We start from the raw sequence: 24,857 nt of genomic DNA, 5'->3' as shown, positions 1-24,857 counted from the left end.
TTACGTAGCTTTAAAATGATTGAAACGATATAATAGGAAGAGTATAAAAAAGGAGTTGCATATGGCTGCTAAACTTGTGTTAGTTCGCCACGGAGAGTCAACAGCAAACCGTGACAATGAATTTACCGGATGGACTGACGTTCCACTGACCTTAAAAGGGGTTAGACAAGCGAACCGTGTTGGTGAAGTTTTGAAGCGACATGGCTTGCAATTCGATGTATCATTTACTTCTTTTTTAAAGCGCGCAATCATAACTGACAATATTATATTAGAAGAAATTGAGCAGTTGTGGTTACCACTCCATAAGGCTTGGCAACTCAATGAGCGGCACTATGGTGCATTACGTGGCTTGAATAAAGATTATGCTCGTCAACAATATGGCGCAAATAAAGTTGCCTTATGGCGACGTAGTTATACGGCTACGCCACCACTACTAGAACACGTTATCCCAGATAGACGTTACCCGGAAGGCTTAGAACCACGTGGTGAGAGCTTGAAAATGGCCAGTGATCGGCTTGTTCCTTATTGGCATTCAGAAATCTTACCTCAGATACAGCAGGGTAAAAATGTCTTAATCGTCGCACATGGTAGCTCCTTACGTGCTTTAGTCAAATATATAGAACATATTAGCGATGAAGACATAGACGGTCTTGAGATTGACAATGGCGAACCTATTTTGTACGAGTATGAAGAAAGATTTAGTGAGAGGATTTATTTAGAATGAATGATAGAACATGGGCTCGTGTGAAAAAGTATACGGAACTACAAGGCACTTCTGGTCAAGAACACGCTATTCGTCAATCTTTCCGTTCTGATTTGGAACCATTGGTTGATACAATCCACCAAGAGGGACTTGGTGGTGTTTACGGTGTTAAAGAAGGACAAGGTCCACGTGTAATGTTTGCAGCGCATATGGATGAAGTTGGATTTATTGTGAAAGATATTCTGCCTAGTGGTGCACTTAAAGTTGCCGCCCTTGGTGGATGGAATCCAGCAGTAATTAGTTCGCAGAGATTTACTTTGTTCACAAGTAAAGGTAAGTATCCTATTGTTTCAAGTTCTGTGTCACCACACTTATTACGCGGCAGCGCTCACGGCCCACAGATGCCAACCGTAGAGGATATTTTATTTGATGGCGGATTTTTGAACAAAGATGAAGCGTGGTCATTTGGTGTCCGTCCTGGGGACTTTATTGTGCCACAAGTATTAACCGTTATGACAGCAAATAAAAGGCGCGTAATATCTAAATCATGGGATAATCGATTTGGACTTGTGACAATATTAGACGCTTTGGAAGAACTAGAAAATGTTCAGACACCCAATACCTTGATAATGGGCGCCAATGTTCAAGAAGAAGTTGGGCTACGCGGTGCACATGGCGCCGTCAATTTACTGAAACCAGATATTTTTTTCGCAGTTGATTCTAGTGCTGCAGATGATACTTCAGGACAGAATGGACACCAAGGAATCCTAGATCAAGGAACGTTATTACGTGTTTTTGATCCAACTGTTGTTATGCCACTGCGCTTAAAAGAATTTTTGTTATCTGTGGCTGAAGATAACCATATTCCTTATCAGTACTTTGTTTCCAAGGGTGGAACTGATGCAGCAGCAGCTCAAACTGAGTTAACTGGTGTACCAGCCGTTGCATTAGGTGTTGCTTCTCGTTACATACACACCCACCAAACAGTTTGGTCAATTAAGGATTTTGAAGCATCTAAAGCATTTGTTGTGGCCATTGCCAAAAATTTGGATGATGCAAATCTTAAAACTATTATGGGCGATTAATGTTTAAAAAAATCAGAAAATTAGATTATTGGATTGCGGTACCATTTGCCATACTCAGTGCGTTGGGTGTGGTAATGGTTTTTTCGGCGAGCTTAACGAATTCAGCAATGCTAAACTTTTACAAACAACTTCTTTTTGTTTTTATTGGTTGGATTGGTGCGTTTACTTTATTTCATTTTAATATTAACAATTGGCGCAATGAAAAATGGATAAAGGTGATGATGTTTGGTATAATTGGGCTTTTAATTATTGCCAGAATAATGCCAGCAGTTAATGGTGCTCACGGTTGGATTCCACTGGGGATTATTACTTTGCAGCCGGCTGAGTTTTTAAAATTAGTTTTGATATTATACTTTGCTGATTTTTTTGCTAAACATCCATGGCAACCACACGTTAAATTACCACAACAGCCAATTAGCCAACTTAATGCTTGGTTTTTACCTTTTTCATCTCTATTTTTATTATTTATTATGCCAGATAATGGTAATATGATTATTGCCGCCATCATTATGCTAACCATTGTACTTGCAGCTGGGGTGTCTAAAAAGATTACCGTTGCCTGGTTTGCTATCGCTGGCATTGGCTTTGGACTTTTACAGCCAATCATTAATTTGATCGATAAAGTATTTCATCTGACCGGTAGTACGCATTATGGTATTTTAAGATTAATTAATTTTGTTAATCCTTGGGCTGACCCAGATCAAAGCCGTCAACTACTATACGGTTATTACGCCATAGCTCATGGTGGCATGTTTGGTGTTGGTTTAGGAAATTCTCTCATAAAGCCATATCTACCTGAATCAAATACGGATTTTATTATGGCAGTAATGACAGAGGAACTAGGGGCAGTAGTGACTGTAATTGTGTTAATTTTACTATTAATAATCATTACGCGCCTTATTATTTTGGGCATTAGACAAAAACGTCAATATCAACGATTAGTCATGTATGGTGTAGCTACCTTATTATTTATCCAAGCTTTTGTTAATTTAGGTGGCGTTATTGGTGTGTTACCAATAACGGGTGTTGTTTTTCCATTTATTTCTGGTGGTGGATCATCATATATAGCCTTTAGCGCTGCCATTGGTCTAACGTTGAATATTGCTGCGCAACAGAAGAAAAAACCAGTCATTCATCCAAATGATACAGTGGCCAGAAAGGATTATCGATGACATTTCAAATACAACCACGCCGTGCAATTTATATCTATATCAATAATATAAGGCATGCACAACAGCTTAAAAAGTTTGGTCAAATCACGTACATATCTCGCAAGATGATGTTTGTGGGTTTATATGTGAATGATGAAAATGTTGAACAATTAGTTGAAAAAATTAAGCAATACAAGTTTGTAAAAAAAGTCGTCATGTCGCCACGTCCGGAAATTAATCCTGATTTAGACAATTTGCATGATGATATTTTCTTTGAAAATTATGATGAAGGAGGAAATACAAACTAAGAGTTTGTATATCGTATAATCATGCGGGTAGTATCAGGAAGATTTCGAGGAACACGCCTTGAAGCAGTCAATGGCGACAAAACACGTCCAACGACGGATAAAGTGAAAGAAGCCATGTTTAGCATGTTAATGCCGTATTTAGACGGCGGGGATGTACTTGATTTATATGCAGGTACAGGAGGCCTGAGCATTGAAGCTGTTTCAAGAGGTATGATGCATGCTACGTTAGTAGATCGCCAATTCCAAGCAATTAAGGTCATTCAAGAGAATATTGAGAAGACACACCGTGCTGATGAGTTTACGGTCCTAAAGTCGCCAGCGCAACAAGCTTTGCTTAATTTTGTAGCCAATTCAAAAAAATTTGATTTGATTTTTTGGATCCACCATATGCTAAAGAAACCATTGCTGCAGATATGTCGTTTATGGCAGAAAATGGGTTATTAAACTCGGGTGCTATTATATTGGCTGAAAGCAACGATGAGGCAAATTTACCGAATGAAAGTGATGATTTCTCAATCATTCAACAGAAACATTATGGTATAACCGTAGTGACGATATATCAATATGAGGGCTAAATTATGAGTATAGCAGTATTTCCTGGTAGTTTTGATCCGTTAACCAACGGTCATTTAGACATTATTAAACGTGCTAGTGGTATATTTGAAAAAGTAATCGTAGGTGTTGGTAATAATACAAGCAAAGCGGCACTGTTCACACCACAAGAAAAAATGACATTAATTAGTACTGTCGTTAAAGATTTGCCAAATGTTGAGGTAGCAATCATGAAGGGACTAACAGTTCAATTCATGAACGAAGTTGGTGCTAAGTATATCGTTCGAGGGCTTCGAAATGGTAAAGATTTCGAGTATGAACGTGATATTGCCGGAATGAACAGTGCTCTGGCAGATGTTGAGACCGTTTTACTACTTGCAAAACCGGAAAATCAAAATATTTCCAGTTCCATGGTCAAAGAAATTGGTAGTATGGGTGCTGATAATATGGTAAAGTTTGTCCCAAAGGCCATAGTTGAAGCATTAAAGGAGCGACTGAATGCGCAAAAAAAGTAAAATAGTTCTTGCTGTTGCATCCCTTTTAGTAATAGTTGGTATCGTAGTTGGCGTTTGGCCGTTGAACGGTTACATTGAGTCACCTGGTGAAGCAGACGACTTAGCACAGTTTGTTAAAATTGATGGTAAAAAGGATACATCAAAGGGACAATACAGAATTACATCCGTTTATTTGTCCCAAGCGAATGGATTTAAGTATTTACAAACTAAAATTAATCCACACCTGTCGTATGCAACTGCAAAGGAAGTTACTGGTGGACAAAGTTCAGCTACATTTAGTAAAGTACAAGATTTTTATATGCAAAGTGCAATTGCCAACGCTGAGCAGGTCGCCTTTAAAAAAGCGAATAAACCTATTACGACAAAATATCGTGGTATCTACGTACTGAGTGTCTCTTCTAAATCCCATTTCAAAAAGAGTATCAAAGTAGGAGATACCATCACTGCAATCGACGGTCATCACTACGAAAACTCAGATAGCTTTATTAAGTATTTAGCCAATAAATCCAAGGGAACGAAAGTCACTGTCGACTACACCCGGGATGGTAAAAACGGCCAAGCAACTGGTGATACAATTAAGCTCGCTGGGACCAAGACGGCAGAATACCCAAATGGCCGTGCTGGAATAGGTATCGTGCTGACGGATAATGTGGCCGTTACAACAACGCCAAAAGTTAGTGTCAATGCCGGCCAAATTGGTGGACCTTCAGGCGGCTTAATGTTTACCATACAGATTTATGATCAATTGACTGGTGATTTGTTAGCTAAAGGACGTAATATTTCTGGTACTGGTACAATGAGTGCTGATGGCTATGTGGGTGAGATTGGTGGTATTGATAAGAAGATTATGGCTGCTAAGGCAGCCGGATCAACAGTATTCTTTGCGCCATATGTAAAGCCAAGCAAAGAGTTACTCAAGTATGAAGAGCAACATAAAACTAACTACATGCTAGCTCGAGATACGGCCAAAAAATATGCACCTAAATTAAAAGTTATTCCTGTGCAAACATTTGATGATGTCATCAATTATTTGCAAACAGGGAAAGTAATTAAGACAACTGACAGTGTGAAATAAAGCTTATCTGCTATGGTAAGCTTTTTTATTTTGAAATTCGTACTATGAAAGTAGAGGGATTGAAATGTCAGACATGTTAGAAATTGTAAAAGAAAAATACTATGAGTATAAAATTTGGATATTCATCATTTTATTTATTCTCGCTGCTATTACTTATTGTGCATATTCTCATCAGACCAAAGAAGTACCGCAGACATCATTATCTTCTTCAATAGCAAGTACAAGTGATGTAAAGAAATCTGAATCTGACGACAAAAATAGCTCAATCGTAATGGTTGATGTTAAGGGCGCTGTCAAAAAGCCTGGGGTCTACAATATTACTAGTTTTGCACGTGTACAAACAGCCATTGCACAGGCTGGTGGAACCCTAGAAGAAGCAGATATGCAGCAAGTTAATTTAGCCCAAAAATTGACGGACGGACAAATTGTGTACGTTCCTATGAGAGGAGAGACATCTTCTGCTCCAGTAAACAACGGTAGTACGTCAGCAGTGACTACGACAGATAATGAAGTTATTAATTTGAATACCGCTACGGTAGTGGAATTACAAACATTAGATGGAATTGGTGTCAAGAAAGCGGAACAAATCATTGCATATCGTGAAGAACACGGTGGATTTAAATCTATTGAGGAAATTAAACAGGTTTCCGGTATCGGTGAAAAAAGATTTGAAGCTTTGAAAGATAAAGTGACTGTTTAATATGGCGCGGATTTTAATGTTTGCTAGTTTGTTGATAGCAAGTTTAACTGGCATTATCTATTATTCATGTGCAGTTACTTGGTTCCTTTTTACTTTTATGGTCGTATTGTGTTCTTGGCAACGGCAAATTGATTTTTTGTTCAAAATCTTACTGCTGACACTACCTTTTATGGTTTATTTTATTTACAATTCGCATTGTTTACAGCAACAAGTCAATCAAAAAAATGATAAGCAACATCATGTAAGAGGTATCATTTTTCCAGATGATATTCAAATTGATGGAGCAAATCTCAAGGCAACGGCTCAGTTAGATAACCATGAGAAAGTCAAATTGTATTGGCTTTTTCCAGATGAAAAGATAAAAAACATGTGGCTTGAAAACAATAAAGTCATTTGTTTTCAAGCAGAAGCTGAATTAACGCGTATACCTGGGCCAACTAATTTCAATCAATTTGACTCTCAAAAATTTTATTTAACAAAGTCAATCACACATCAAATCAATATCAAATCATGGTATACGGAGGTAGCCAAACCGTCAACTTTACTACAAAAAATTAGATATCAACTCCATGAATGGCATAGCGTCGGTATCCATAATGCCGAGCGGCTTCCTTCTCCGCTTAGTGCATATGCAGAGGCTTTAATTCTTGGAACGACACCTCAGTCCTTATATGAAGATAATCCAGGAGTACAAACGTTAGGGTTAATTCACTTATTCAGCGTGTCAGGATTTCACGTGACTTTCTTAATGACATTACTGATGCAAATATCAAGAAGGATCTGGTTGCCAAAAGAATATACTATATTGGTGTTGAGTATAATACTGATTGCATATTTTATATTTGCGGGAGAACCCGATGTATTAATTCGTTCTATCATTTCAGGAGAATTAATATTGTTAAAGGATTTAACAAATAAGAAGATAAAAGCTCAGGTTATCTGGTCGTTGAGTCTGTTGTTTAGTTTAGCTATGGTGCCGCAAATTTTATTGACGCTAGGAGGACAACTGTCATTTGCCTTAACCTTTTGCTTGACATTTGCACAGAAACTAACATTTTGGCAAACTAACATTTTGATGAGCTTAGTTAGTTTTCCGCTTATTATTCAACAACAATATACATGGCACATTCTGCAAACATTTATCAATTTTGCTGCAATTCCTATTTTTGGTACAGTAATTGTTCCTTTGGTTATGATAGGTTTTTTTGGTCAATATATTCCATTTTTAACATATATAACAAACCTAATCATCCGGTATTTTGCTTATCTGGTAGATTTATGTGCAACGTTACCAGGAAATTTTGTGGTTGGTAAAATACCTAACGCACTAGCTGCAATACTTTTGTTTTTGGCTTTAGGGATGTTTGCGCGTGAAGCCAAAATTAAGCATATCTCGAGAATATCGTGGCTTGTTTCCTTTAGTGTAGCCATGATTTTCGTACATCTCCCATATCATGGCGAATTTGCAACTTTTGATATAGGACAAGGGGATGCAGCAGTGATTCGTGAACCGTACAATAAAACAATTACGTTAATAGATACTGGAGGAAAAGTAACGTTTGGCGAACAGCCAGCATGGCAAAAACAGAAGTACTTCCGTACCAATGGCGAGACGGTAATTGTTAATTATTTACATAGCCGGGGATTAGTAAGATTGATAACTTGGTCTTATCACATCATGATCAAGACCATATCGGTAATGCTAAAGTCATATTAACAAAAATGAATGTTAAAAATGTTATTATTCCAGCTGGAATGATGCAACAATCGTCGTTTAAAACCGAAATTAAACCATATCTTAGGTCAGCACAAGTAACAGAAGTTACCAATAATATTCAAGTATGGAAACTACCACTTCAAATAGTTCACCCGTTTAAAAGTGGTCAAGCAAAAAATGAGGATTGTATCGCGTTATTTGGCCATATTGGAGGGAAAAATATTTTCACTGCTGGTGATTTAGACCAATCTGGAGAAAAACAGATTGCAAATTTCTTGCCAGACATGCATATTGACATTTTAAAGTTTGGTCACCATGGTTCAAAAACATCGACAAATCCTGAAGTTATCAATAAATGGCATCCTGAAATTGGCATAATATCTGCCGGACGAAACAATCGCTATAACCATCCAAATAAAGAAACGCTTGAAACAGCTCAGAATAATAAAATGACTGTCTTTAATACACAAATAAATGGTATGATGTGTTATGAATATTCAGGATTAAACGGACATTTTAAGGTAAAAATACCCTATGAACCTAAAACAACTACAACAGCAAATTGAAAATAATGCCATGGCAAACTTTTATATCGTGACAGGAGAAGAAGAAACATTGCTAAGCCACGCAAAATCAATGTTTAAGGGATTAGTTGATCAAGAAGATCGTGACATGAATTATTCCCAGATTGATTTAACCGAACAGACATTGGATGTAGTAATTAATGATGCTATGTCCGTGCCTTTTTTCGGTGATCGTCGTGTTGTTGTGGTCAAAAATCCACAATTTTTGACTGCTACAGGAAAAGTTGGGGATCGTGATCAAGAATTATTATTAAAATTATTTGATCAGCCAGTATTACAAAATATTGTTGTTTTTTTTGCCAATGACTTAAAATTAGACAAGCGTAAAAAATTAGCAAAAGTCCTTCTGAAAACGGCTGAAAATATTTCTTTACCAGCTCTTAACGAGCGCCAGGCGCAACAGGCTATCGTTCAACAACTAGATCAGCGCTCGTATGCCATAGAACCAGAAGCACTTCATGAATTAATGCAGCGTACTAATGCCCAGTACACAGATATGAAAAACGAATTGCCTAAACTAATAACCTATGCGGAACAGACAAAAAAAATAACACTAGACGTAGTATCGGCATTAGTTCCCAAGACACTGACAGCTAATGCGTTTGATTTGGTAGACGCAGTTATTAAACGACGACCTCAAGAAGCACTAACCCTTTATCATGATCTTTTACAGAATGGCGAAGCCCCGTTGCGATTAAATGCTGTTTTAACTAATCAATTTAGATTACTTTTGCAGGTTGCAGGGTTGTCTGGGAATGACCAAGACATTGGGGCGCAACTCAAGGTTCATCCTTATCGAGTAAAATTAGCCAAAGAAGCATTAAGGTCTTATCCACCACAGTTTGTACGAACAGGGTATCTAGGTATGATTGATATCGAAACACAATTGAAATCCACATCTCAAGATCCAGAACTTTTATTTGAGCGGTTTATTTTAAAAAATTTTCAGTAATATTTTTTATTGAATAAGAACACTTGTTCCTGTGATAAAATTATAGTATGCCAGAATTTCTTATCGCAGCAGACAATAGAAGAATTATTCACGTTGATCTAGATGCCTTTTATGCCCAAATTGAAATGCGTGATCATCCTGAGTTGCGTAATCTGCCATTGATCATTTCGCGTGATCCTATTGAGTCAAACGGACGTGGTGTTGTTGCGACTGCTAATTATGCCGCCAGAAAATTAGGAGTGCATTCAGCAATGAGCGCTGCCGAGGCCAAAAGATTAGCGCCAGATGCATTTTTCATGCGACCTGATTTTCAGAAATATAAGATGATATCTCAGCAAATTCATCATATTTTTCATCAGTATACTGATAAAATTGAACCTATTGCATTTGATGAGGCATACTTAGATTTAACAGATAGCGTACTCACGGGAGCGACATTAGCGGCAAAAATTCGTCACCAAATTCTAAAAGAAACGCAGTTAACCAGTTCAATTGGTGTTTCGTACAATAAATTGTTGGCGAAGTTAGCATCAGAATTCAATAAGCCAAATGGCGTTACTGTAATAACAAAAGATAATGCATTAGATTTCTTGGCAAGATCACCAATTTCCTCTTTTCGAGGAGTTGGGAAAAAAACACAAGAAAAATTTGCAGTGCTGGGTGTTGAGAATGGCGCACAATTGCGCATGGTACCTCAAGAAACGTTACGAGCTCAATTTGGAAAAATGGGTGAACATTTGTTTTGGCAGGCTAGAGGTGTTCATTTTGGCGAAGTTCAATGGCATCGTCAAAGACAATCCGTAGGAAAAGAAGAAACCTTTGATCAATTTGTACAAACAAGAGATGAAGTTAATCTAGAATTCAAAAAATTGGCTGTGGAAATTGTTAAAATCATGAAAAATAAGAAATTAGTAGGACGTACGCTAAATATAAAAATTCGTGACAGCGAATTTAATACTATCACACGTTCTGTAACTCAAAGTGTGCCTTTCAAATTAGAAGCTGGGAGTATAGTATCTGTAGCACAGACAATATTTGATGAGAATATGAATGCGGCTTTTTCTATTCGTTTATTGGGAATATCACTTAGTAACCTACAGTCTAGCGGATTTGAGGAAATAACGCTGTTTTAATGTTACAATAATAGAAAATAATAATTAGAAAGTATAAACATGTCAGTAATCGAAGAACAAATATTAGAACAGATCAAGCGTTACGATACAATAATTATTCATCGGCATCAACGACCTGACCCAGACGCTTTTGGTTCACAGTTGGGTTTGAAAGAAATATTAAAAGCAAGTTTTCCAGAAAAAAAGATATATGCTGTGGGCAAAGAAGTTCAAGGATTAGCATGGATGAATGAAGATGACAATTTCATGGATGTTATACCCGATGCTGCTTACAATAAGGCTCTTGTTATTGTAACTGATACAGCCAATGCACCGCGTGTAGATGACCAACGCTGGCCAGATGGTTTAGAAGTTATTAAAATAGATCATCATCCAAATGATGAACCATACGGGGATTGGCAATGGGTTAAAGATGGTCACTCCGCTACAAGTACAATGATTTTTGAGTTTTATGAAAAACTTAAGGCTCAAGGATTGGTGATGACCAAAAAAGCAGCGCGCCTATTATATATTGGTATTATTGGAGACACGGGTCGATTTATGTATAGTATCGATTCAGAAACGTTCCGTGTGGTGTCAGAACTGTTTAAGTATGATTTTGATTATCAAGAAATTCATCATGCGATGGCAACCATTTCGGAAAACGCAGCCAAATTGTCAGGCTATGTTTTGCAAAACTTAAGCATACTGCCATCGGGATTTGCTTATGTTATTTTAACTAAAGAATTGTTAAAGCAATTTGACTTGAAAGATGCCGGGACAGCTTTTGTTGTACCATTACCATCAAAGATAGATTGTGTGAAATCATGGGCTATTTTGAAGAACAAGACGAAGGAAACTATCGTGTCAGACTGCGCTCACGAACAATTGCAATTAATAAGATTGCAAACCAATTTGAGGGTGGCGGTCATCCAATGGCTTCAGGAGCTTGGGCGCAAGATCAAGGTGATATAGATCGCTTAATCAATATAGTTGATAGTGCTCTTAGCGAGAAGCAAGACGCAGAAAAGGAAGATTGATGGCTGAAAAAGCAAACCAATTTGGACAATTTAATTTAAAAAAGGAAGTTATTGACGCATTAAGTGCTATTGGTTTTTATGAACCAACTGCTGTGCAAGCAAAATTAATTCCAGATGTTTTACAAGGACGAGATGTGGTCGGACAATCGCAAACTGGTTCAGGAAAGACGCACACATTTTTGATTCCAATCTTGAATCAATTAGAGCAGGATAACGAATACGTACAGGCAGTAATTACGACACCGTCACGTGAATTGGCAGCGCAAATTACCAAGGCGATGAAAGAATTTTCTAATCAGCTAAACACTGATATTTCCATTTCTGAGTTTGTGGGTGGAACAGACAAGCAACGACAAATTAAACAATTGGAAAATCACCAACCACAAATTGTCATTGGGACACCGGGTCGGATTAAAGATTTAGTAGAGTCTGGATCATTGAAGTTACATGCAGTTCATACGCTTGTTGTAGATGAAGCTGATATGACGTTAGATATGGGATTTTTAAATGAAGTCGATTATATTGCAGGTGCAATGCCTGAGGGTCTTCAGACATTGGTGTTCAGTGCGACAATGCCAGAAAAGTTGAAGCCATTCTTGAAAAAATATTTAGATAACCCACATTTTGAAGCTATACCAGTGTCAACGGTCATTGCCGATACAATTGACAATTGGTTATTAGCTACTAAGTCAAAAGATAAGAATGACATTATTTATCAAGTATTAACTATTGGTAATCCATACTTAGCATTGGTTTTCGCTAATACCAAAGAGCGTGCGAAGGAAATTTCGAGTTTTTTGCGTGGACATGGTTTGAAAGTGGCCGAAATACATGGCGATATTGAACCACGTGAACGTCGACGTGTGATGAAAGCGATCCAAAACTTAGAATACCAATATGTCGTGGCAACAGACCTTGCTGCACGTGGTATTGATATTGAAGGTGTTTCGCATGTCATTAATGATGATATACCTGCCGAATTAGAATTCTTTGTTCACCGTGTGGGTCGGACGGGCCGTAATGGTTTGCCTGGATTAGCCATTACGTTGTATGGTCCAGATGAAGAAAATGAAGTTACTGAATTAGAAGCCTTGGGTATCACTTTTAAGGCTAAGCAAATTAAGGGCAATGAAATTATTGACGTTAAGGATCGAAGGGCTCGTGTTCAGCGAGTAGCCACAACCAAAAAATTGGATTCAACTATGGTTGGTATGGTTAAAAAGAAAAAGAAAAATGTCAAGCCAGGTTACAAAAGACGCATTAAAAATGCAATTCAGCGTAAAAATCAAATGGATCGTCGAATATCTCAACGACAAGAAATGAGAGCAACACGCAAAGCAAACAAACAACGTGGAGAACATTAAAAAAAGGACTTGGAAATTTTTCCAAGTCCTTTTAGTATTCAAGGAAGTAGGTTAATTACTTAACGTACTTAGCTAAACGTGACTTTTCACGTGAAGCTTTGTTCTTCTTGATCAAACCTTTTGAGTAGGCGTGATCAATAGCTGAAGAAGCAGCCTTGTATAATTCTGCTAGGTTGTCTGTACCAGCAGCTGCAGCTTTTTCAAACTTTTTACAGCTGTACGGTAAGCGCTGAGTTGTGGTTCGTTACGGTCGTGTTGCTTCTTAGTAAGACGAACACGTTGAATTGCTGATTCAATAACAGGCATATGTCTTTTCTCCTTAAATTTGATACGAGGTTTTCAAGTAATCCTAAGATTAACGACGCAAACCTAAGCGTTGGATCAATTCACGATAACGTTGAATATCAGTATTGCGGAGGTAACGTAATAAGTTACGACGGCTACCAATCTTCTTCATTAATCCACGTTGTGAGTGGAAATCATGCTTGTGAGCTGCCATGTGTGTGTTCAACTCGTTAATATCAGCAGTTAAAACTGCGATTTGTACTTCAGCTGAACCTGTATCGCCTTCGTGGCGGGCGTATGCCTTGATGATTTCGTTCTTACGTTCTTGTGTAAGTGCCATATTTATATCCACCTTTCTAAAATGTCGCCAGAGACTGCGTAAAGCGATGGTGAGCCGCTCAACAAAGTTACTGGTCGTGTTGTTTGTACAACGTTCTTAATTATACAGGAATACCATTGAAATGCAAGGCGAGAGATTGACAAATATGTGATAAAATGGACTAGTATATAAACACTGAAAGGAAGTGTGCCTACAGAAATGTATGCACCCGCGGATATTTATGGCCGAAACAACAATCACACGTGACGAAGTTGCCCATGTTGCAGGGTTAGCCAAATTAGCTTTTAACGATGCTGATCTTGACCAATTTACAACACAATTGGGTGATATCTTGAATATTTTTGATACGTTGAGCGAGGTAAATACTGATGATGTTATCCCAACATACTCAGTAACGGAAAATGTTAATCATTTGCGTGAAGATGTCGCAAATAACTGGAATCAAAAACAAGAACTTCTTAATAATGCACCACTTGAAGCTGCAGATTTAATTAAGGTTCCTGCAATTTTGAATGGTGAGGGGGAATAACATGGCAATTAATTATTTTGAGCATGATTTAACTTCTTTGCACAATCAGTTGGTAAACAAAGAAGTAAGTGCGGTAGATTTGACACGTGCATCGCTTGATAACATTTCTAAAACTGATGATAAATTAAATGCATTTATTAGCACAAACCCAGACGAAGCTATAGCACAAGCTCAAAAAATTGATGAAAAATCTGATTTTTCGAATGTCTTGACGGGTCTCCCTTTGGGATTGAAAGATAATATGGCAACCAAGGGCATTCAAACAACGGGTGCTTCGCATATTTTGGAAGGTTTTAAGCCAATCTATAATGCGACAGTGGTGGAAAAATTGCAAAACCTAGGGGCGGTTTCTGTTGGAAAGACTAACATGGATGAATTTGCCATGGGTGGTTCAACAGAAACCTCATACTATAAACAAACATCAAATGCGTGGGATCATAGTAAGGTGCCAGGTGGATCATCAGGTGGATCAGCTGCAGCAGTTGCTGCTGGACAAGTGCCATTTGCATTAGGGTCTGATACCGGTGGTTCAATTCGCCAGCCAGCTGCCTTTAATGGAATTGTTGGTTTAAAGCCTACGTATGGTCGTGTTTCACGTTGGGGCTTGTTTGCCATGGCTTCTTCACTTGATCAAATCGGGCCTTTCACAAGAACTGTGAAGGATAACGCAACAGTACTAAATGCTATTGCTGGTTTCGACGAGAAAGACTCAACTTCATCGCAGCGTGAAGTGCCTGATTTCACTGCAAAGTTAAGCGGTGATGTTAAGGGCTTAAAGATCGCTGTGCCAAAAGAATACTTTGGTGAAGGTATTGATCCAAAAGTTGCCAAGCAAGTCAAGGCTGCTATTGCACAATTAGAAGCATTGGGAGCAACTGTTGACGAAGTAAGTCTTCCACACACTAAATACGGTGTAGCTGCATACTATATTATCATGTCATCAGAAGCATCATCTAACTTACAACGTTATGATGGTGTGAGATATGGTTTCCGTGCCGATGACGTTAAAAACTTGGAAGATTTATATGTCAAAACACGTTCAGAAGGTTTTGGTGACGAAGTCAAGCGTCGTATCATGTTAGGAACGTTCTCATTGTCAGCTGGTGCGTATGATGCTTTCTTTAAGAAGGCCGCTAAAATTCGTACATTGTTGATTGAGGACTTTAATAAGGTTTTTGAAAACTATGATGTAATTGTTGGACCTACTGCGCCAACAGCTGCATATGGTCTTGGTGAAGAGGTTGATGACCCTACAGCAATGTACCTGGCAGATGTTTTGACTATCCCAGTAAACTTAGCTGGTCTACCTGGTTTGTCAGTCAACGCTGGATTTGTTGATGGATTGCCTGTGGGCTTGCAAATTATTGGTAAGCCATTTGACGAACAGACTGTTTATCAAACAGGATATGCTTACGAACAAGCCAGCCGTTTGTTTGAACAACATCCTGACGTTGCGAAAGAATATTAAAGAGGAGGGGCACACATGGGAACTGGAAATTTTGAAACAACGATTGGACTTGAAGTCCACGTTGAAATGCAAACAAACTCAAAGCTGTTGTCACCTTCACCGGTTCACTATGGTGACAAGCCAAATACTAATACAAACGTAATTGACTTTGGTTATCCTGGTGTTTTACCGGTAGCAAACAAAGGCGCATTGGAATATGGTATGCGTGTTGCGCTAGCATTACACGCACAAATTTCGCCATTGATTCGTTGGGACCGCAAAAACTATTTTTACCCTGATAACCCCAAGGCTTATCAAACAACGCAATCACAAACACCAATTGGTACTAACGGTTACTTAGATGTGACATTGGCCGATGGAACGGTAAAGCGTGTCCACATTGCAGAAATGCACGTTGAAGAAGATGCGGGTAAAAATACACACGGATCTGATGGTTATTCTTATGTTGATTTAAACCGTCAAGGGACACCATTGATTGAAATTGTTTCAGAACCTGATCTTGCTTCACCAGATGAGGCCTATGCTTACTTAGAGCAGTTGCGCCAAGTTATTTTATTTACAGGTGTTTCTGAAGCTAAGATGCAAGAAGGTCAAATGCGTGCAGATGTCAATGTATCACTCAGACCATTTGGATCAGATCAGTATGGAACAAAAGTTGAAATGAAGAATATTAACTCATTCAACTACGTTCGTAACGCATTGATTTTTGAAGAAAAGCGACAGGCAGAGGTTTTGCGTTCTGGTGGTGTAATTCAACAAGAAACTCGACGCTATGATGAACCAACTAAATCGACAATCTTAATGCGTGTAAAAGAGGGAGCAGACGACTATCGTTACTTCCCAGAACCTGATTTATCTCCGGTGGTCATTGATCAAAAATGGATTGATGAAGTTGCTGCAGACTTACCAAAATCATCGAGTGAACGTCAAGAAGCCTATGTAAATGACTTGGGAATTGAACCTTATGATGCAGAAGTTTTGACACAGACGCTTGCTATGTCTGATTTTTATGATGCGACTGTATCTTCAGGAGCTGATCCAAAACGCGCTGCTAACTATCTAATTGGTGATGTGAATGCTTATATGAATAAGAATCAAGTCGAGCTGCAAGACACGCGTTTGACTCCTGAGCATTTAGCAGGCATGATTAAGTTGATTGAAGACGGAACAATCTCTACAAAGCAAGCCAAGCAAGTCTTTGAAGCGATTATGATTGGTGAAGAGCCAGAAGCCTTTGCTAAGAAGCATGGTCTGGTTCAATTAAGTGATCCAGATTTGTTGTTAGGCTGGATTACTGAAGTATTGGACAATAATCCGCAATCTATTGAAGACTTCAAGGGCGGTAAAGATCGTGCTACTGGCTATCTTATTGGGCAACTTATGAAAATGTCCAAAGGACAAGCAAATCCAAGTGTTTTGAATAAGTTGTTGTTGTCAGAGTTAAAAAAACGATAAACGTTGAGAATGTAAACTAGTCAATAAGCGAGATTTTTCTCGCGTACATATTGTAAGCTGAAAGGAAAAGTGTTTGCCGGCATGAAACGAGCAAGAATTATCTATAATCCAACTTCGGGTCGAGAGGCTATTAAACGCGAGATGCTTGATATCCTCGCAGTTTATGAAAAAGCTGGGTATGAAACTTCGGCTTTTGCCACTACACCAGAACCACTGAGTGCGGCGAAAGAAGCAAGGCGTGCTGCTGAGGCTGGTTTTGATCTTATTGTCGCAGCAGGTGGGGATGGAACAATTAACGAGGTTGTTAATGGATTATCTCCCTTAACAAAGCGCCCGATGATGGCAGTCATACCGGCGGGTACAACCAATGATTATGCACGTGCATTAAAATTACCTCGCGATGAGCCATTAGAAGCAGCAAAAGTAATTTTGCAAAATGAAACCATTAAAATGGACATAGGCAAAATTGAAAAAGATAACGAAATTAAGTATTTTATGAATATTGCCGCTCTAGGAACTATTAGCGAGGTGACGTATGCAGTACCTTCGTTGATGAAATCATTATATGGCTATTTGGCCTATTTGGTTAAGGGAGCAGAGCTGATTACTCGAGTTAAAGCAGTTAATGCCAAGGTTATATTTGATGATGGTGAGTATTCAGGAAAAACTTCGATGATCTTTTTGGCACTGACTAATTCTGTCGGTGGCTTTGAGTCCATCGTCCCAGATGCAAAGTTAGACGATGGTCGTTTTACGCTCTTAATCATTAAAGAAGCTAACTTGGCACAGATGCTACAGATGGTGGCGCAGATGATTAATGGCGGTAAGCATATTGATAATCCTAAGTTAATCTACAAGAAAACCAACAAAGTAGAGATCTTGCCACTAGATAATGACCAAATGAAAGTGAATTTAGATGGCGAATATGGTGGTGATGCGCCAATGAAATTTACTGATTTACAACAACATATTGAATTTGTGGCCAATCGTTCAGGCATGTCAGAAAATTCTGTAAGTGTTGCTAAACGTAAATTTGTTGAAGAAGCCGAAAAACTAGATACAAAGTAACATCAGTAAGGCGCTAATTATGGCGCCTTATTCTCATTTTAAAGTGCGTGTCAAAAGGCGCAAGAAAGAAGCAAATCATTATGGCGAAAGCTAATCGAGTATATAAAACCAAAGCACCAGTAGCTAAAAATCAGGAAATTGAAGCAACCGTGATTGATATTACATATCAAGGCATGGGTGTTGTTAAGGTTGATAATTTTCCGATATTTGTAGTTGATGCTATTCCGGGAGAAATTGTCCGCGTGAGTGTCACAAAAGTACTAAAAAGCTACGCATTTGGGCGTGTAACAAGACGCATTCAGGAATCCGAAAATCGCGTTCAAAATGCCAACAAAATAGCAATTACCACAGGCATTGCACCGCTAGCCAATTTGAAATATGAGGCACAACTGGCGTTTAAACAGCATCAAATTGAAGAATTATTTAAAAAGGTTAATGTAGATGTTGATGTGGCGCCGACTATTGGTATGGAAAATCCAACAGGGTACCGTAATAAGGCACAAGTACCTGTGCAAATGATAAATGGTAAATTAGAAACAGGTTTTTATCGTCGTGGGTCACATCGTTTAGTGCCAATTGAAGATTTTTATATCCAAGATCCCAAGGTTGATGAAGCAGTTCGTATTACGCGAGACATTTTACGTGAATTAGGTGTTTCCGCGTATGAAGAAGAAACTAAAAAAGGCGTTATTCGTCATATTATGGCACGACGGGGCTATTACTCACATGAATTAATGGTTGTTATCATCACGAATACTAAAAAACTACATAATAGCGACTTAATTGCCGAAAAACTCAGTGCAAAACTACCTGAATTAAAGAGTGTTATCCACAATATCAATAATCACGATACCAATGTGATTATGGGACAATGGAATAAAACGATTTGGGGTGAAGATGATATTCACGATCAATTAATGGGTAAAGACTTTGTTATTGGGCCAAACTCTTTCTATCAGGTCAATCCTCAAACCACTTCGACCTTGTATGCGCTCGCAGCTGAAAAGGCTAATTTGAAACCGACTGATGTTGTTGTTGACGCTTATTCTGGTATCGGAACAATTACGTTATCTGTTGCAGATAAAGTGAAAAAAATATATGGTGTTGATGTTGTTGAAGGAGCAATTGAAGATGCTGAAAAAAACGCCAAAAACAATCAAATTACAAATGCCGAATTTGTATTGGCTGACGCACCAGAGCAAATGGCAAAATGGGCGGATGAAGGATTAAAGCCAAATGTTGTCTTTGTTGATCCACCACGCAAAGGGTTAACACAAGAATTGATTGATGCAGTTAAAGCAATGAATCCTGAAAAATTTGTATATATAAGTTGTAACCCAGCAACACTTGCGCGTGATGCTGTTCAAATTTTGGCTGCAGGATTTGAAATCGAAGGTGCAGTTCAACCACTGGATCAATTCCCACAAACAACTCACGTTGAAAGCATTACAGTTTTCAAAAAAGCTGAAAATTAATAATTTAGATCCAAACAATATGCGGTACGCATCACTATGAGATTGTCCTTTCATAGCAGATGTGCGCTGCATTTTTCAGTGTGTCACAGAAATGTTTATTTGATATGTTAAAATGTAGTGTATAGAAAGAGGTATTCAACATGGCTAAAGTTGCTGAAACACCAATGATGGTGCAATATCATGAGATTAAAAGTCAATATCCTGACGCATTCGTGTTTTATCGTTTGGGTGATTTTTATGAGTTATTTGAAGATGATGCAGTGCTTGGCGCAAAATTGTTGGAGCTAACATTAACAGCACGTAATAAAAATTCTGAAAATCCGGTACCAATGGCTGGCATTCCACACCATGCTGCTCAGAATTATATTGATATTTTAGTTGATCAAGGACACAAAGTTGCTATAGTGGAGCAAATGGAAGATCCTGCCACTGCAAAGGGAATGGTGAAGCGTGATGTGGTGCAACTCATTACCCCGGGGACAAAGCTTAATAGTGGCATGGGCAATGATAAGCAAAATAATTATTTGGCTGCGGTATTACCACGAGATAATCGTTATTTTTTGAGTTATATTGATTTATCAACGGGTGAATTAAAAACCACAACACTAAAGCGCTTTAGCGATGTAATTGATGAGCTCAGTTCACTTGAAGTTAAAGAAATTGTGTTATTAAAAGATGATGAAACAATAGAACTAGGGATAGCTAATAAGCTTGCTGAACGGGGATTGGTAATTTCTACTCAATCTGACGTAAATGTTAATGCTACAGTTAGTTTTTTGACACAGCCTTTGGTACATGAAAATGAAGCACAAGTAACCACTATTTTATTAAACTATATATTTGACACCCAGCGCCGTAATTTGGATCATATTATTCCGGCTCAAAATTATGAACGCTTGGCTTATTTGAAATTCAACCAAGATACACGGACTAATTTAGATCTTGTAAAAAACGCAAGGACAAAAAAGAAAGCAGGTTCCTTACTTGGTCTAATTGATGAAACTAAAACCGCTATGGGAGGTCGGTTACTAAAACAATGGTTGCTGCGTCCACTTCGGGATACAGAAGACATCAATGAACGTTTAGATGTGATTGAAGCATTTCAAAATGAATTTTTTGTACGTGGCGCGCTACAAGATCATTTGAAATCAGTATATGATTTGGAACGTTTAGCAGCTCGTGCTGCTATGGGCACGATGAACGCCCGAGAATTAGTACAATTAAAGCGATCATTATCTGCAATTCCAGGTATGAAGTCCGTTCTGTCCTCAAGCCAAGGTATTTTAAATCATGCTAGTCAACGACTAGAAGATATGAGTGATTTAGCTGGATTGATTGATGAAGCAATTGTTGATGACCCTCCGATTAGCATCCGTGAGGGCGATATCATCAATGATGGATTTGATTCAAAAATCGATGAATATCGTAACGTTTTGAGTCAAAATCAGAAATGGCTGGCACAATTAGAATCCGATGAGCGTGCTGCAACTGGCATTAATTCATTGAAAGTTAAGTACAATAAAAATTTTGGATTTTTCATTGAAGTATCTCGTGCAAATGTTAGTAAGTTAGAAGAAGGGCGCTATGAACGTAAGCAGACCCTGACTAATGCTGAAAGGTTTGTTACGCCTGAACTGAAGGAGCACGAGCGTTTAATTAACGAAGCGCAACTCAAAAGAACCGAGCGTGAATACGAATTGTTCATTACGATTCGTGAGCGTGTTAAAGCAAATATTTCTCGTTTACAAAAGTTGGCACGACAGGTAGCGCAATTAGACGTTCTAGCAAGCTTAGCAGATGTTGCTGACAATAATCGCTTTGTTCGTCCCACATTTACTGACGATAATATAATTAATATTAAGCAGGGACGCCATCCAGTGGTTGAAGCAATATTAGAAGCCGGTGAGTTTGTTGCTAATGATGTGAATTTGGATCAAAATACGGCAATGCAATTGATCACGGGGCCTAATATGGCTGGAAAATCAACCTATATGCGGGAGTTAGCGTTGATTGTTATTTTGGGTCAAATGGGCAGTTTTGTTCCGGCCGAAAGTGCCGTATTACCAATATTTGATCAAATATTTACCCGTATTGGCGCCAATGATGATATGGCAATGGGTCAATCGACATTTATGGTCGAAATGGCGGAAGCCAACCTAGCATTGCAAGAAGCCAGCGCGCACTCATTAATATTATTTGATGAATTAGGTCGAGGCACGGCAACTTATGATGGTATGGCATTAGCTCAAGCCATCATTGAATATTTAGATGCTCATGTACATGCTAAAACATTATTTTCAACCCATTATCATGAGTTAACGGCATTGGCAGACAAACATGAAAATATTAAAAATGTTCATGTGGGCGCTGTTGAAGATGAATCGGGTGAGTTACACTTCTTGCATCAGATTCAACAAGGACCAGCTGACAAATCGTATGGCATTCACGTTGCTGCACTAGCCGGATTGCCTGACGAATTAATTGCAAATGCAACAACGATTTTATCAGGATTAGAAAATCAAGAAGCATTAGTACCTGAACCAAAAGCTTCAGGGTTGTCTGAGCAAGTGGCATTGTTCAATGTTTCGGATGTTGATCCTAAAACAGAAACATTATTTCAAAAATTAGATAGCATCAACATATCAACAATGACACCGCTAGAAGCATTAAATGTATTAGCAGAATTACAAAAATTGAGGAAGTAAGACAGTGCGCATACATGAATTATCAAATTTATTAGCTAACCAAATTGCCGCTGGTGAGGTCATTGAGCGTCCAGCCAGTGTTGTAAAAGAATTAGTTGAAAATGCTATTGATGCAGGGGCAACACAAATTGATGTCATCGTAGAAGAAGCCGGTGAGTCATTAATTCGTGTTGTCGATAATGGTGAAGGAATTAACCCAGAAGATGTACCGTTAGCTTTTACTAGGCATGCTACTAGTAAAATTAGCAATCGACATGATTTGTTTAATATTATGTCTCTTGGATTCCGTGGAGAAGCTTTGCCGTCGATAGCAGCTATTTCTGATGTAACCCTGAATACCACTACTCAAGAAGCGCCAAGTGGGATCATGTATCATATCAAAGGTGGCAAGCAAGTTTCTGCAACGCCAGCCAACGGCCGGCGAGGAACGGTGGTTTCTGTTAGAGATCTATTTTACAATACCCCAGCTAGATTAAAATATTTGAAACGGCCACAAACAGAGTTGTCTCGTATCGCTGATATTATGAATCGTATTGCGTTGTCATATACGAATGTTGCCTTCACTGTAACTGCTGATGGACGTAATATTTTGCAAACAAATGGGGATGGTAATCAGCAACGTGTTATCGCTGCAATATATGGACGTGACGTTGCGCAAAAAATGCGTGCAATTGCTGGCGAAGATGATGATTTTAATATTACAGGGTTTGTGTCATTACCAGAACTCACGCGAGGTTCGCGGGATTACTTAACGATATTGGTTAATGGCCGTTTTATCAAAAATTTTTCCGTATCAAATGCAGTTATTCGTGGATATGGGTCAAAGCTGATGGTTGGTCGTTTTCCAATGGGTGTCATCAACATCAATACAGATCCTTTATTAGTTGATGTTAACGTACATCCGCAAAAAGCTGAAATTCGATTATCAAAAGAAGCCGAACTATCAGCATTAATTATTGATACTATTAAATCTTGCTTCGCTGATGAAAATTTAATTCCAGATGCTTATGAAAATCTATATGGACAGGCTCAGACTAACAAAATTGAGCCACCAGCACCAAAGCAAGTAGCACCATGGGCTAAGCCAGATATGGAACAGACTATTGCAATCAATACAGGTATGGATAGCAATGAAGTGGTCATCAATCAAGAGGCAGATTTGATGAACCATGCAGTTAATGAGTTTACTCAAAAATATGCTCACGAACCTAACTTACCAATATTTGATGATGAAATAACTGTGCAAGTTTCTGAAGATATATCCAGCTATAATAAGCCAGATATACCAACCCAAGAAGAATTAGACATTTCACCAAAGAAACCGAGCGGATTTCCCAGCCTAGAATATATTGGACAAATGCATGGTACGTTTTTGTTTGCTCAAAGTAGCGAAGGATTCTATTTGATTGACCAACATGCTGCACAAGAACGTGTGAAGTATGAATATTATCGAAAAGAAATTGGTCAGGTTGGCACGGATAAGCAACGAATGTTAGTGCCAATCACCATTAACTATTCTGTAGCTGATATGTTGAAGATTGCCGATAAGGAAGCCGAATTAGAGGCTATTGGCTTGACGCTAGAACCATTCGGGCCAACAACAGTAATTGTCCGTGAACATCCAACATGGTTTGAAAAGGGCCAAGAGACTGAAACGATTAAAGAAATGGTTGATTGGATATTACGAGACGGTAATTTGACAGTTGCCGAATTTCGTGAACGGACAGCAATTATGATGAGCTGTAAACGCTCAGTCCGTGCCAACATGCATTTAAGCGACTTACAAGCCCGGACGTTGCTCGAATCACTTGCCTCGACTGAGAACCCTTATAATTGTCCTCATGGTCGTCCAGTGGTGACGTCATTTACACTAACTGAAATGGAAAAAATGTTTAAACGCATTCAAGATTCACATGAGGCATGGGAGGAATATGATAACCATCCATATTAACCATTTGTAACACATTAGTTTTTCTAGTTACTTCATATTTTTTGGGATAGATTTGTTATCACATTATTATTTAATAAAGTAAAAAGGATTAATTTTTCACTTGCGTAACTCAAAATTATTCGATAAAATATGATTTCAAACAATTGATGGGAGAAATTGTAATGGCATTGAATACAAAATTAAATCAGACAAAAAATAATGTTAAAAAAAATACTAAAATTATTAAAGACAATAGTAAGCAAGTTGTTAAAAATTCAATTGAAGACTTCAAACATGATAGTGTTCCTATGGAACATAAGAAGTAACCTCTTAATGCTCTTTACATAAAATCTGGTGATGATCTTGCCTCGAATATTTATTCACAGCACATGGCTTTGGGAAAAAATGATTTGTGCGAGGCATATGCTTTTACAAGCGCTTACAGTTGCGTTATACTTATCAGACAACATCGAATATCATTCAAGGAGGACGCTCATGTCATTTGAAGAAAAGTTTGATAATGCTAAAGATAAAATTGCTGGTAAGGCAAAAGAACTTGAAGGAAAAATTACCGGTGATAAAGCACGTGAAGTCGAAGGTAAGACCCAAAATGTTAAGGGCGAAGCCAAAGATGATGTACAAAAGGTTCGAGATGTTGCCCATGACGATGTCGATGCCGTAAAAGATGCTTTGAAAAATAAAAAGATAATCCAGAAAAATAATAAGTTTACAATTGCATATCAA

21 protein-coding genes and 4 pseudogenes are annotated in these 24,857 nt (G+C 38.3%); 23 read left to right on the top strand and 2 right to left on the bottom strand.

Features of this window, described 5'->3' with window-relative positions; all coding sequences use genetic code 11:
- The first annotated feature begins 61 nt into the window (after positions 1-61).
- The 14 genes and pseudogenes from HFP47_RS06545 (at position 62) to HFP47_RS06485 (ending at position 12,858) form a co-directional block, all read left to right on the top strand.
- Entirely contained in the window at positions 62-724 is a 663-nt protein-coding gene (locus tag HFP47_RS06545; RefSeq protein WP_042252677.1) for a 2,3-diphosphoglycerate-dependent phosphoglycerate mutase, read from the top strand.
- Positions 721-1,788: a glutamyl aminopeptidase gene (gene pepA, locus HFP47_RS06540; RefSeq protein ID WP_042252674.1), complete on the top strand. Its 1,068-nt coding sequence runs from the start codon at positions 721-723 to the stop codon at positions 1,786-1,788. Before HFP47_RS06545 ends, pepA begins: the two co-directional genes overlap by 4 nt.
- Positions 1,788-2,960, top strand: coding sequence for an FtsW/RodA/SpoVE family cell cycle protein (locus HFP47_RS06535; protein ID WP_014325053.1), 1,173 nt, complete (start codon positions 1,788-1,790; stop codon positions 2,958-2,960). The genes pepA and HFP47_RS06535 overlap by 1 nt, the downstream gene beginning before the upstream one ends.
- Positions 2,957-3,247, top strand: coding sequence for a YlbG family protein (locus HFP47_RS06530; protein ID WP_002815350.1), 291 nt, complete (start codon positions 2,957-2,959; stop codon positions 3,245-3,247). Before HFP47_RS06535 ends, HFP47_RS06530 begins: the two co-directional genes overlap by 4 nt.
- Positions 3,248-3,268: 21 nt before the next feature.
- A pseudogene (gene rsmD / locus HFP47_RS06525) lies at positions 3,269-3,822 on the top strand (16S rRNA (guanine(966)-N(2))-methyltransferase RsmD).
- A gap of 3 nt (positions 3,823-3,825) precedes the next feature.
- Positions 3,826-4,314, top strand: a complete 489-nt coding sequence (gene coaD, locus HFP47_RS06520) for a pantetheine-phosphate adenylyltransferase (RefSeq protein ID WP_014325051.1) — start codon at positions 3,826-3,828, stop codon at positions 4,312-4,314.
- Positions 4,298-5,389, top strand: coding sequence for a SepM family pheromone-processing serine protease (locus HFP47_RS06515; RefSeq protein WP_011680248.1), 1,092 nt, complete (start codon positions 4,298-4,300; stop codon positions 5,387-5,389). The genes coaD and HFP47_RS06515 overlap by 17 nt, the downstream gene beginning before the upstream one ends.
- A gap of 64 nt (positions 5,390-5,453) precedes the next feature.
- Positions 5,454-6,089, top strand: a complete 636-nt coding sequence (locus tag HFP47_RS06510; protein ID WP_014325050.1) for a helix-hairpin-helix domain-containing protein — start codon at positions 5,454-5,456, stop codon at positions 6,087-6,089.
- Between the two features lies 1 nt (position 6,090).
- On the top strand, positions 6,091-7,806 hold the full coding sequence (locus HFP47_RS06505; RefSeq protein WP_257229735.1) for a ComEC/Rec2 family competence protein: 1,716 nt from the start codon (positions 6,091-6,093) through the stop codon (positions 7,804-7,806).
- The gene (locus tag HFP47_RS10720; protein WP_257229734.1) at positions 7,752-8,372 is read left to right on the top strand and encodes a ComEC/Rec2 family competence protein; all 621 of its coding nucleotides are present in this window, start codon (positions 7,752-7,754) and stop codon (positions 8,370-8,372) included. Before HFP47_RS06505 ends, HFP47_RS10720 begins: the two co-directional genes overlap by 55 nt.
- Positions 8,341-9,342, top strand: coding sequence for a DNA polymerase III subunit delta (gene holA / locus HFP47_RS06500; RefSeq protein ID WP_011680245.1), 1,002 nt, complete (start codon positions 8,341-8,343; stop codon positions 9,340-9,342). The genes HFP47_RS10720 and holA overlap by 32 nt, the downstream gene beginning before the upstream one ends.
- A gap of 47 nt (positions 9,343-9,389) precedes the next feature.
- Positions 9,390-10,475: a DNA polymerase IV gene (gene dinB, locus HFP47_RS06495; RefSeq protein ID WP_179876235.1), complete on the top strand. Its 1,086-nt coding sequence runs from the start codon at positions 9,390-9,392 to the stop codon at positions 10,473-10,475.
- A gap of 39 nt (positions 10,476-10,514) precedes the next feature.
- Positions 10,515-11,494: pseudogene (locus HFP47_RS06490) on the top strand (bifunctional oligoribonuclease/PAP phosphatase NrnA).
- The gene (locus tag HFP47_RS06485; RefSeq protein WP_179876234.1) at positions 11,494-12,858 is read left to right on the top strand and encodes a DEAD/DEAH box helicase; all 1,365 of its coding nucleotides are present in this window, start codon (positions 11,494-11,496) and stop codon (positions 12,856-12,858) included. The pseudogene HFP47_RS06490 and the gene HFP47_RS06485 overlap by 1 nt, the downstream one beginning before the upstream one ends.
- A gap of 55 nt (positions 12,859-12,913) precedes the next feature.
- Here the strand turns inward: HFP47_RS06485 and rpsT are convergent.
- Together rpsT and rpsO are read right to left on the bottom strand one after the other, a co-directional pair.
- A pseudogene (gene rpsT, locus HFP47_RS06480) lies at positions 12,914-13,164 on the bottom strand (30S ribosomal protein S20).
- A 49-nt stretch (positions 13,165-13,213) separates the two neighbouring features.
- Positions 13,214-13,483 (bottom strand): 30S ribosomal protein S15, encoded by a 270-nt coding sequence (gene rpsO / locus HFP47_RS06475; RefSeq protein WP_011680241.1) that lies wholly within the window; start codon positions 13,481-13,483, stop codon positions 13,214-13,216.
- A 220-nt stretch (positions 13,484-13,703) separates the two neighbouring features.
- Between rpsO and gatC the strand changes: the two genes are divergently transcribed.
- From gatC to HFP47_RS06430, 9 genes and pseudogenes are all read left to right on the top strand, one after another.
- Entirely contained in the window at positions 13,704-14,012 is a 309-nt protein-coding gene (gene gatC / locus HFP47_RS06470) for an Asp-tRNA(Asn)/Glu-tRNA(Gln) amidotransferase subunit GatC (RefSeq protein ID WP_025268372.1), read from the top strand.
- 1 nt (position 14,013) lies between these two features.
- Positions 14,014-15,480: an Asp-tRNA(Asn)/Glu-tRNA(Gln) amidotransferase subunit GatA gene (gene gatA / locus HFP47_RS06465; protein WP_179876233.1), complete on the top strand. Its 1,467-nt coding sequence runs from the start codon at positions 14,014-14,016 to the stop codon at positions 15,478-15,480.
- A gap of 15 nt (positions 15,481-15,495) precedes the next feature.
- Positions 15,496-16,935, top strand: coding sequence for an Asp-tRNA(Asn)/Glu-tRNA(Gln) amidotransferase subunit GatB (gatB, locus tag HFP47_RS06460; RefSeq protein WP_014325043.1), 1,440 nt, complete (start codon positions 15,496-15,498; stop codon positions 16,933-16,935).
- A gap of 81 nt (positions 16,936-17,016) precedes the next feature.
- On the top strand, positions 17,017-18,003 hold the full coding sequence (locus tag HFP47_RS06455) for a diacylglycerol kinase family lipid kinase (RefSeq protein ID WP_011680237.1): 987 nt from the start codon (positions 17,017-17,019) through the stop codon (positions 18,001-18,003).
- Between the two features lie 80 nt (positions 18,004-18,083).
- On the top strand, positions 18,084-19,478 hold the full coding sequence (gene rlmD, locus HFP47_RS06450) for a 23S rRNA (uracil(1939)-C(5))-methyltransferase RlmD (RefSeq protein ID WP_179876232.1): 1,395 nt from the start codon (positions 18,084-18,086) through the stop codon (positions 19,476-19,478).
- A 140-nt stretch (positions 19,479-19,618) separates the two neighbouring features.
- Positions 19,619-22,183, top strand: a complete 2,565-nt coding sequence (gene mutS / locus HFP47_RS06445; protein ID WP_179876231.1) for a DNA mismatch repair protein MutS — start codon at positions 19,619-19,621, stop codon at positions 22,181-22,183.
- Between the two features lie 4 nt (positions 22,184-22,187).
- Positions 22,188-24,134, top strand: a complete 1,947-nt coding sequence (gene mutL, locus HFP47_RS06440) for a DNA mismatch repair endonuclease MutL (RefSeq protein WP_042252641.1) — start codon at positions 22,188-22,190, stop codon at positions 24,132-24,134.
- 161 nt (positions 24,135-24,295) lie between these two features.
- Positions 24,296-24,439: a hypothetical protein gene (locus HFP47_RS06435; protein ID WP_011680233.1), complete on the top strand. Its 144-nt coding sequence runs from the start codon at positions 24,296-24,298 to the stop codon at positions 24,437-24,439.
- A gap of 169 nt (positions 24,440-24,608) precedes the next feature.
- Positions 24,609-24,818, top strand: a pseudogene (locus HFP47_RS06430) (CsbD family protein); the annotation flags it as partial.
- Between the last annotated feature and the right edge of the window lie 39 nt (positions 24,819-24,857).

It is taken from the genome of Leuconostoc sp. DB-1 (genome assembly GCF_013414845.1).
Taxonomy (GTDB): Bacteria; Bacillota; Bacilli; order Lactobacillales; family Lactobacillaceae; genus Leuconostoc; species Leuconostoc mesenteroides.
This window is presented reverse-complemented; position numbering and strand designations above follow the sequence as displayed.

Bases quoted from the DNA above. Each gene is read 5' to 3' on its own strand.
- gatC (WP_025268372.1), top strand. From the start codon at position 13,704: ATGGCCGAAACAACAATCACACGTGACGAAGTTGCCCATGTTGCAGGG.
- rlmD (WP_179876232.1), top strand. From the start codon at position 18,084: ATGGCGAAAGCTAATCGAGTATATAAAACCAAAGCACCAGTAGCTAAA.
- mutS (WP_179876231.1), top strand. From the start codon at position 19,619: ATGGCTAAAGTTGCTGAAACACCAATGATGGTGCAATATCATGAGATT.
- HFP47_RS06535 (WP_014325053.1), top strand. From the start codon at position 1,788: ATGTTTAAAAAAATCAGAAAATTAGATTATTGGATTGCGGTACCATTT.
- holA (WP_011680245.1), top strand. From the start codon at position 8,341: ATGAACCTAAAACAACTACAACAGCAAATTGAAAATAATGCCATGGCA.
- gatA (WP_179876233.1), top strand. From the start codon at position 14,014: ATGGCAATTAATTATTTTGAGCATGATTTAACTTCTTTGCACAATCAG.
- HFP47_RS06435 (WP_011680233.1), top strand. From the start codon at position 24,296: ATGGCATTGAATACAAAATTAAATCAGACAAAAAATAATGTTAAAAAA.
- HFP47_RS06485 (WP_179876234.1), top strand. From the start codon at position 11,494: ATGGCTGAAAAAGCAAACCAATTTGGACAATTTAATTTAAAAAAGGAA.
- HFP47_RS06510 (WP_014325050.1), top strand. From the start codon at position 5,454: ATGTCAGACATGTTAGAAATTGTAAAAGAAAAATACTATGAGTATAAA.
- rpsO (WP_011680241.1), bottom strand. From the start codon at position 13,483: ATGGCACTTACACAAGAACGTAAGAACGAAATCATCAAGGCATACGCC.
- HFP47_RS06530 (WP_002815350.1), top strand. From the start codon at position 2,957: ATGACATTTCAAATACAACCACGCCGTGCAATTTATATCTATATCAAT.
- pepA (WP_042252674.1), top strand. From the start codon at position 721: ATGAATGATAGAACATGGGCTCGTGTGAAAAAGTATACGGAACTACAA.
- HFP47_RS06545 (WP_042252677.1), top strand. From the start codon at position 62: ATGGCTGCTAAACTTGTGTTAGTTCGCCACGGAGAGTCAACAGCAAAC.
- coaD (WP_014325051.1), top strand. From the start codon at position 3,826: ATGAGTATAGCAGTATTTCCTGGTAGTTTTGATCCGTTAACCAACGGT.
- dinB (WP_179876235.1), top strand. From the start codon at position 9,390: ATGCCAGAATTTCTTATCGCAGCAGACAATAGAAGAATTATTCACGTT.
- gatB (WP_014325043.1), top strand. From the start codon at position 15,496: ATGGGAACTGGAAATTTTGAAACAACGATTGGACTTGAAGTCCACGTT.
- HFP47_RS06505 (WP_257229735.1), top strand. From the start codon at position 6,091: ATGGCGCGGATTTTAATGTTTGCTAGTTTGTTGATAGCAAGTTTAACT.
- HFP47_RS06455 (WP_011680237.1), top strand. From the start codon at position 17,017: ATGAAACGAGCAAGAATTATCTATAATCCAACTTCGGGTCGAGAGGCT.
- HFP47_RS06515 (WP_011680248.1), top strand. From the start codon at position 4,298: ATGCGCAAAAAAAGTAAAATAGTTCTTGCTGTTGCATCCCTTTTAGTA.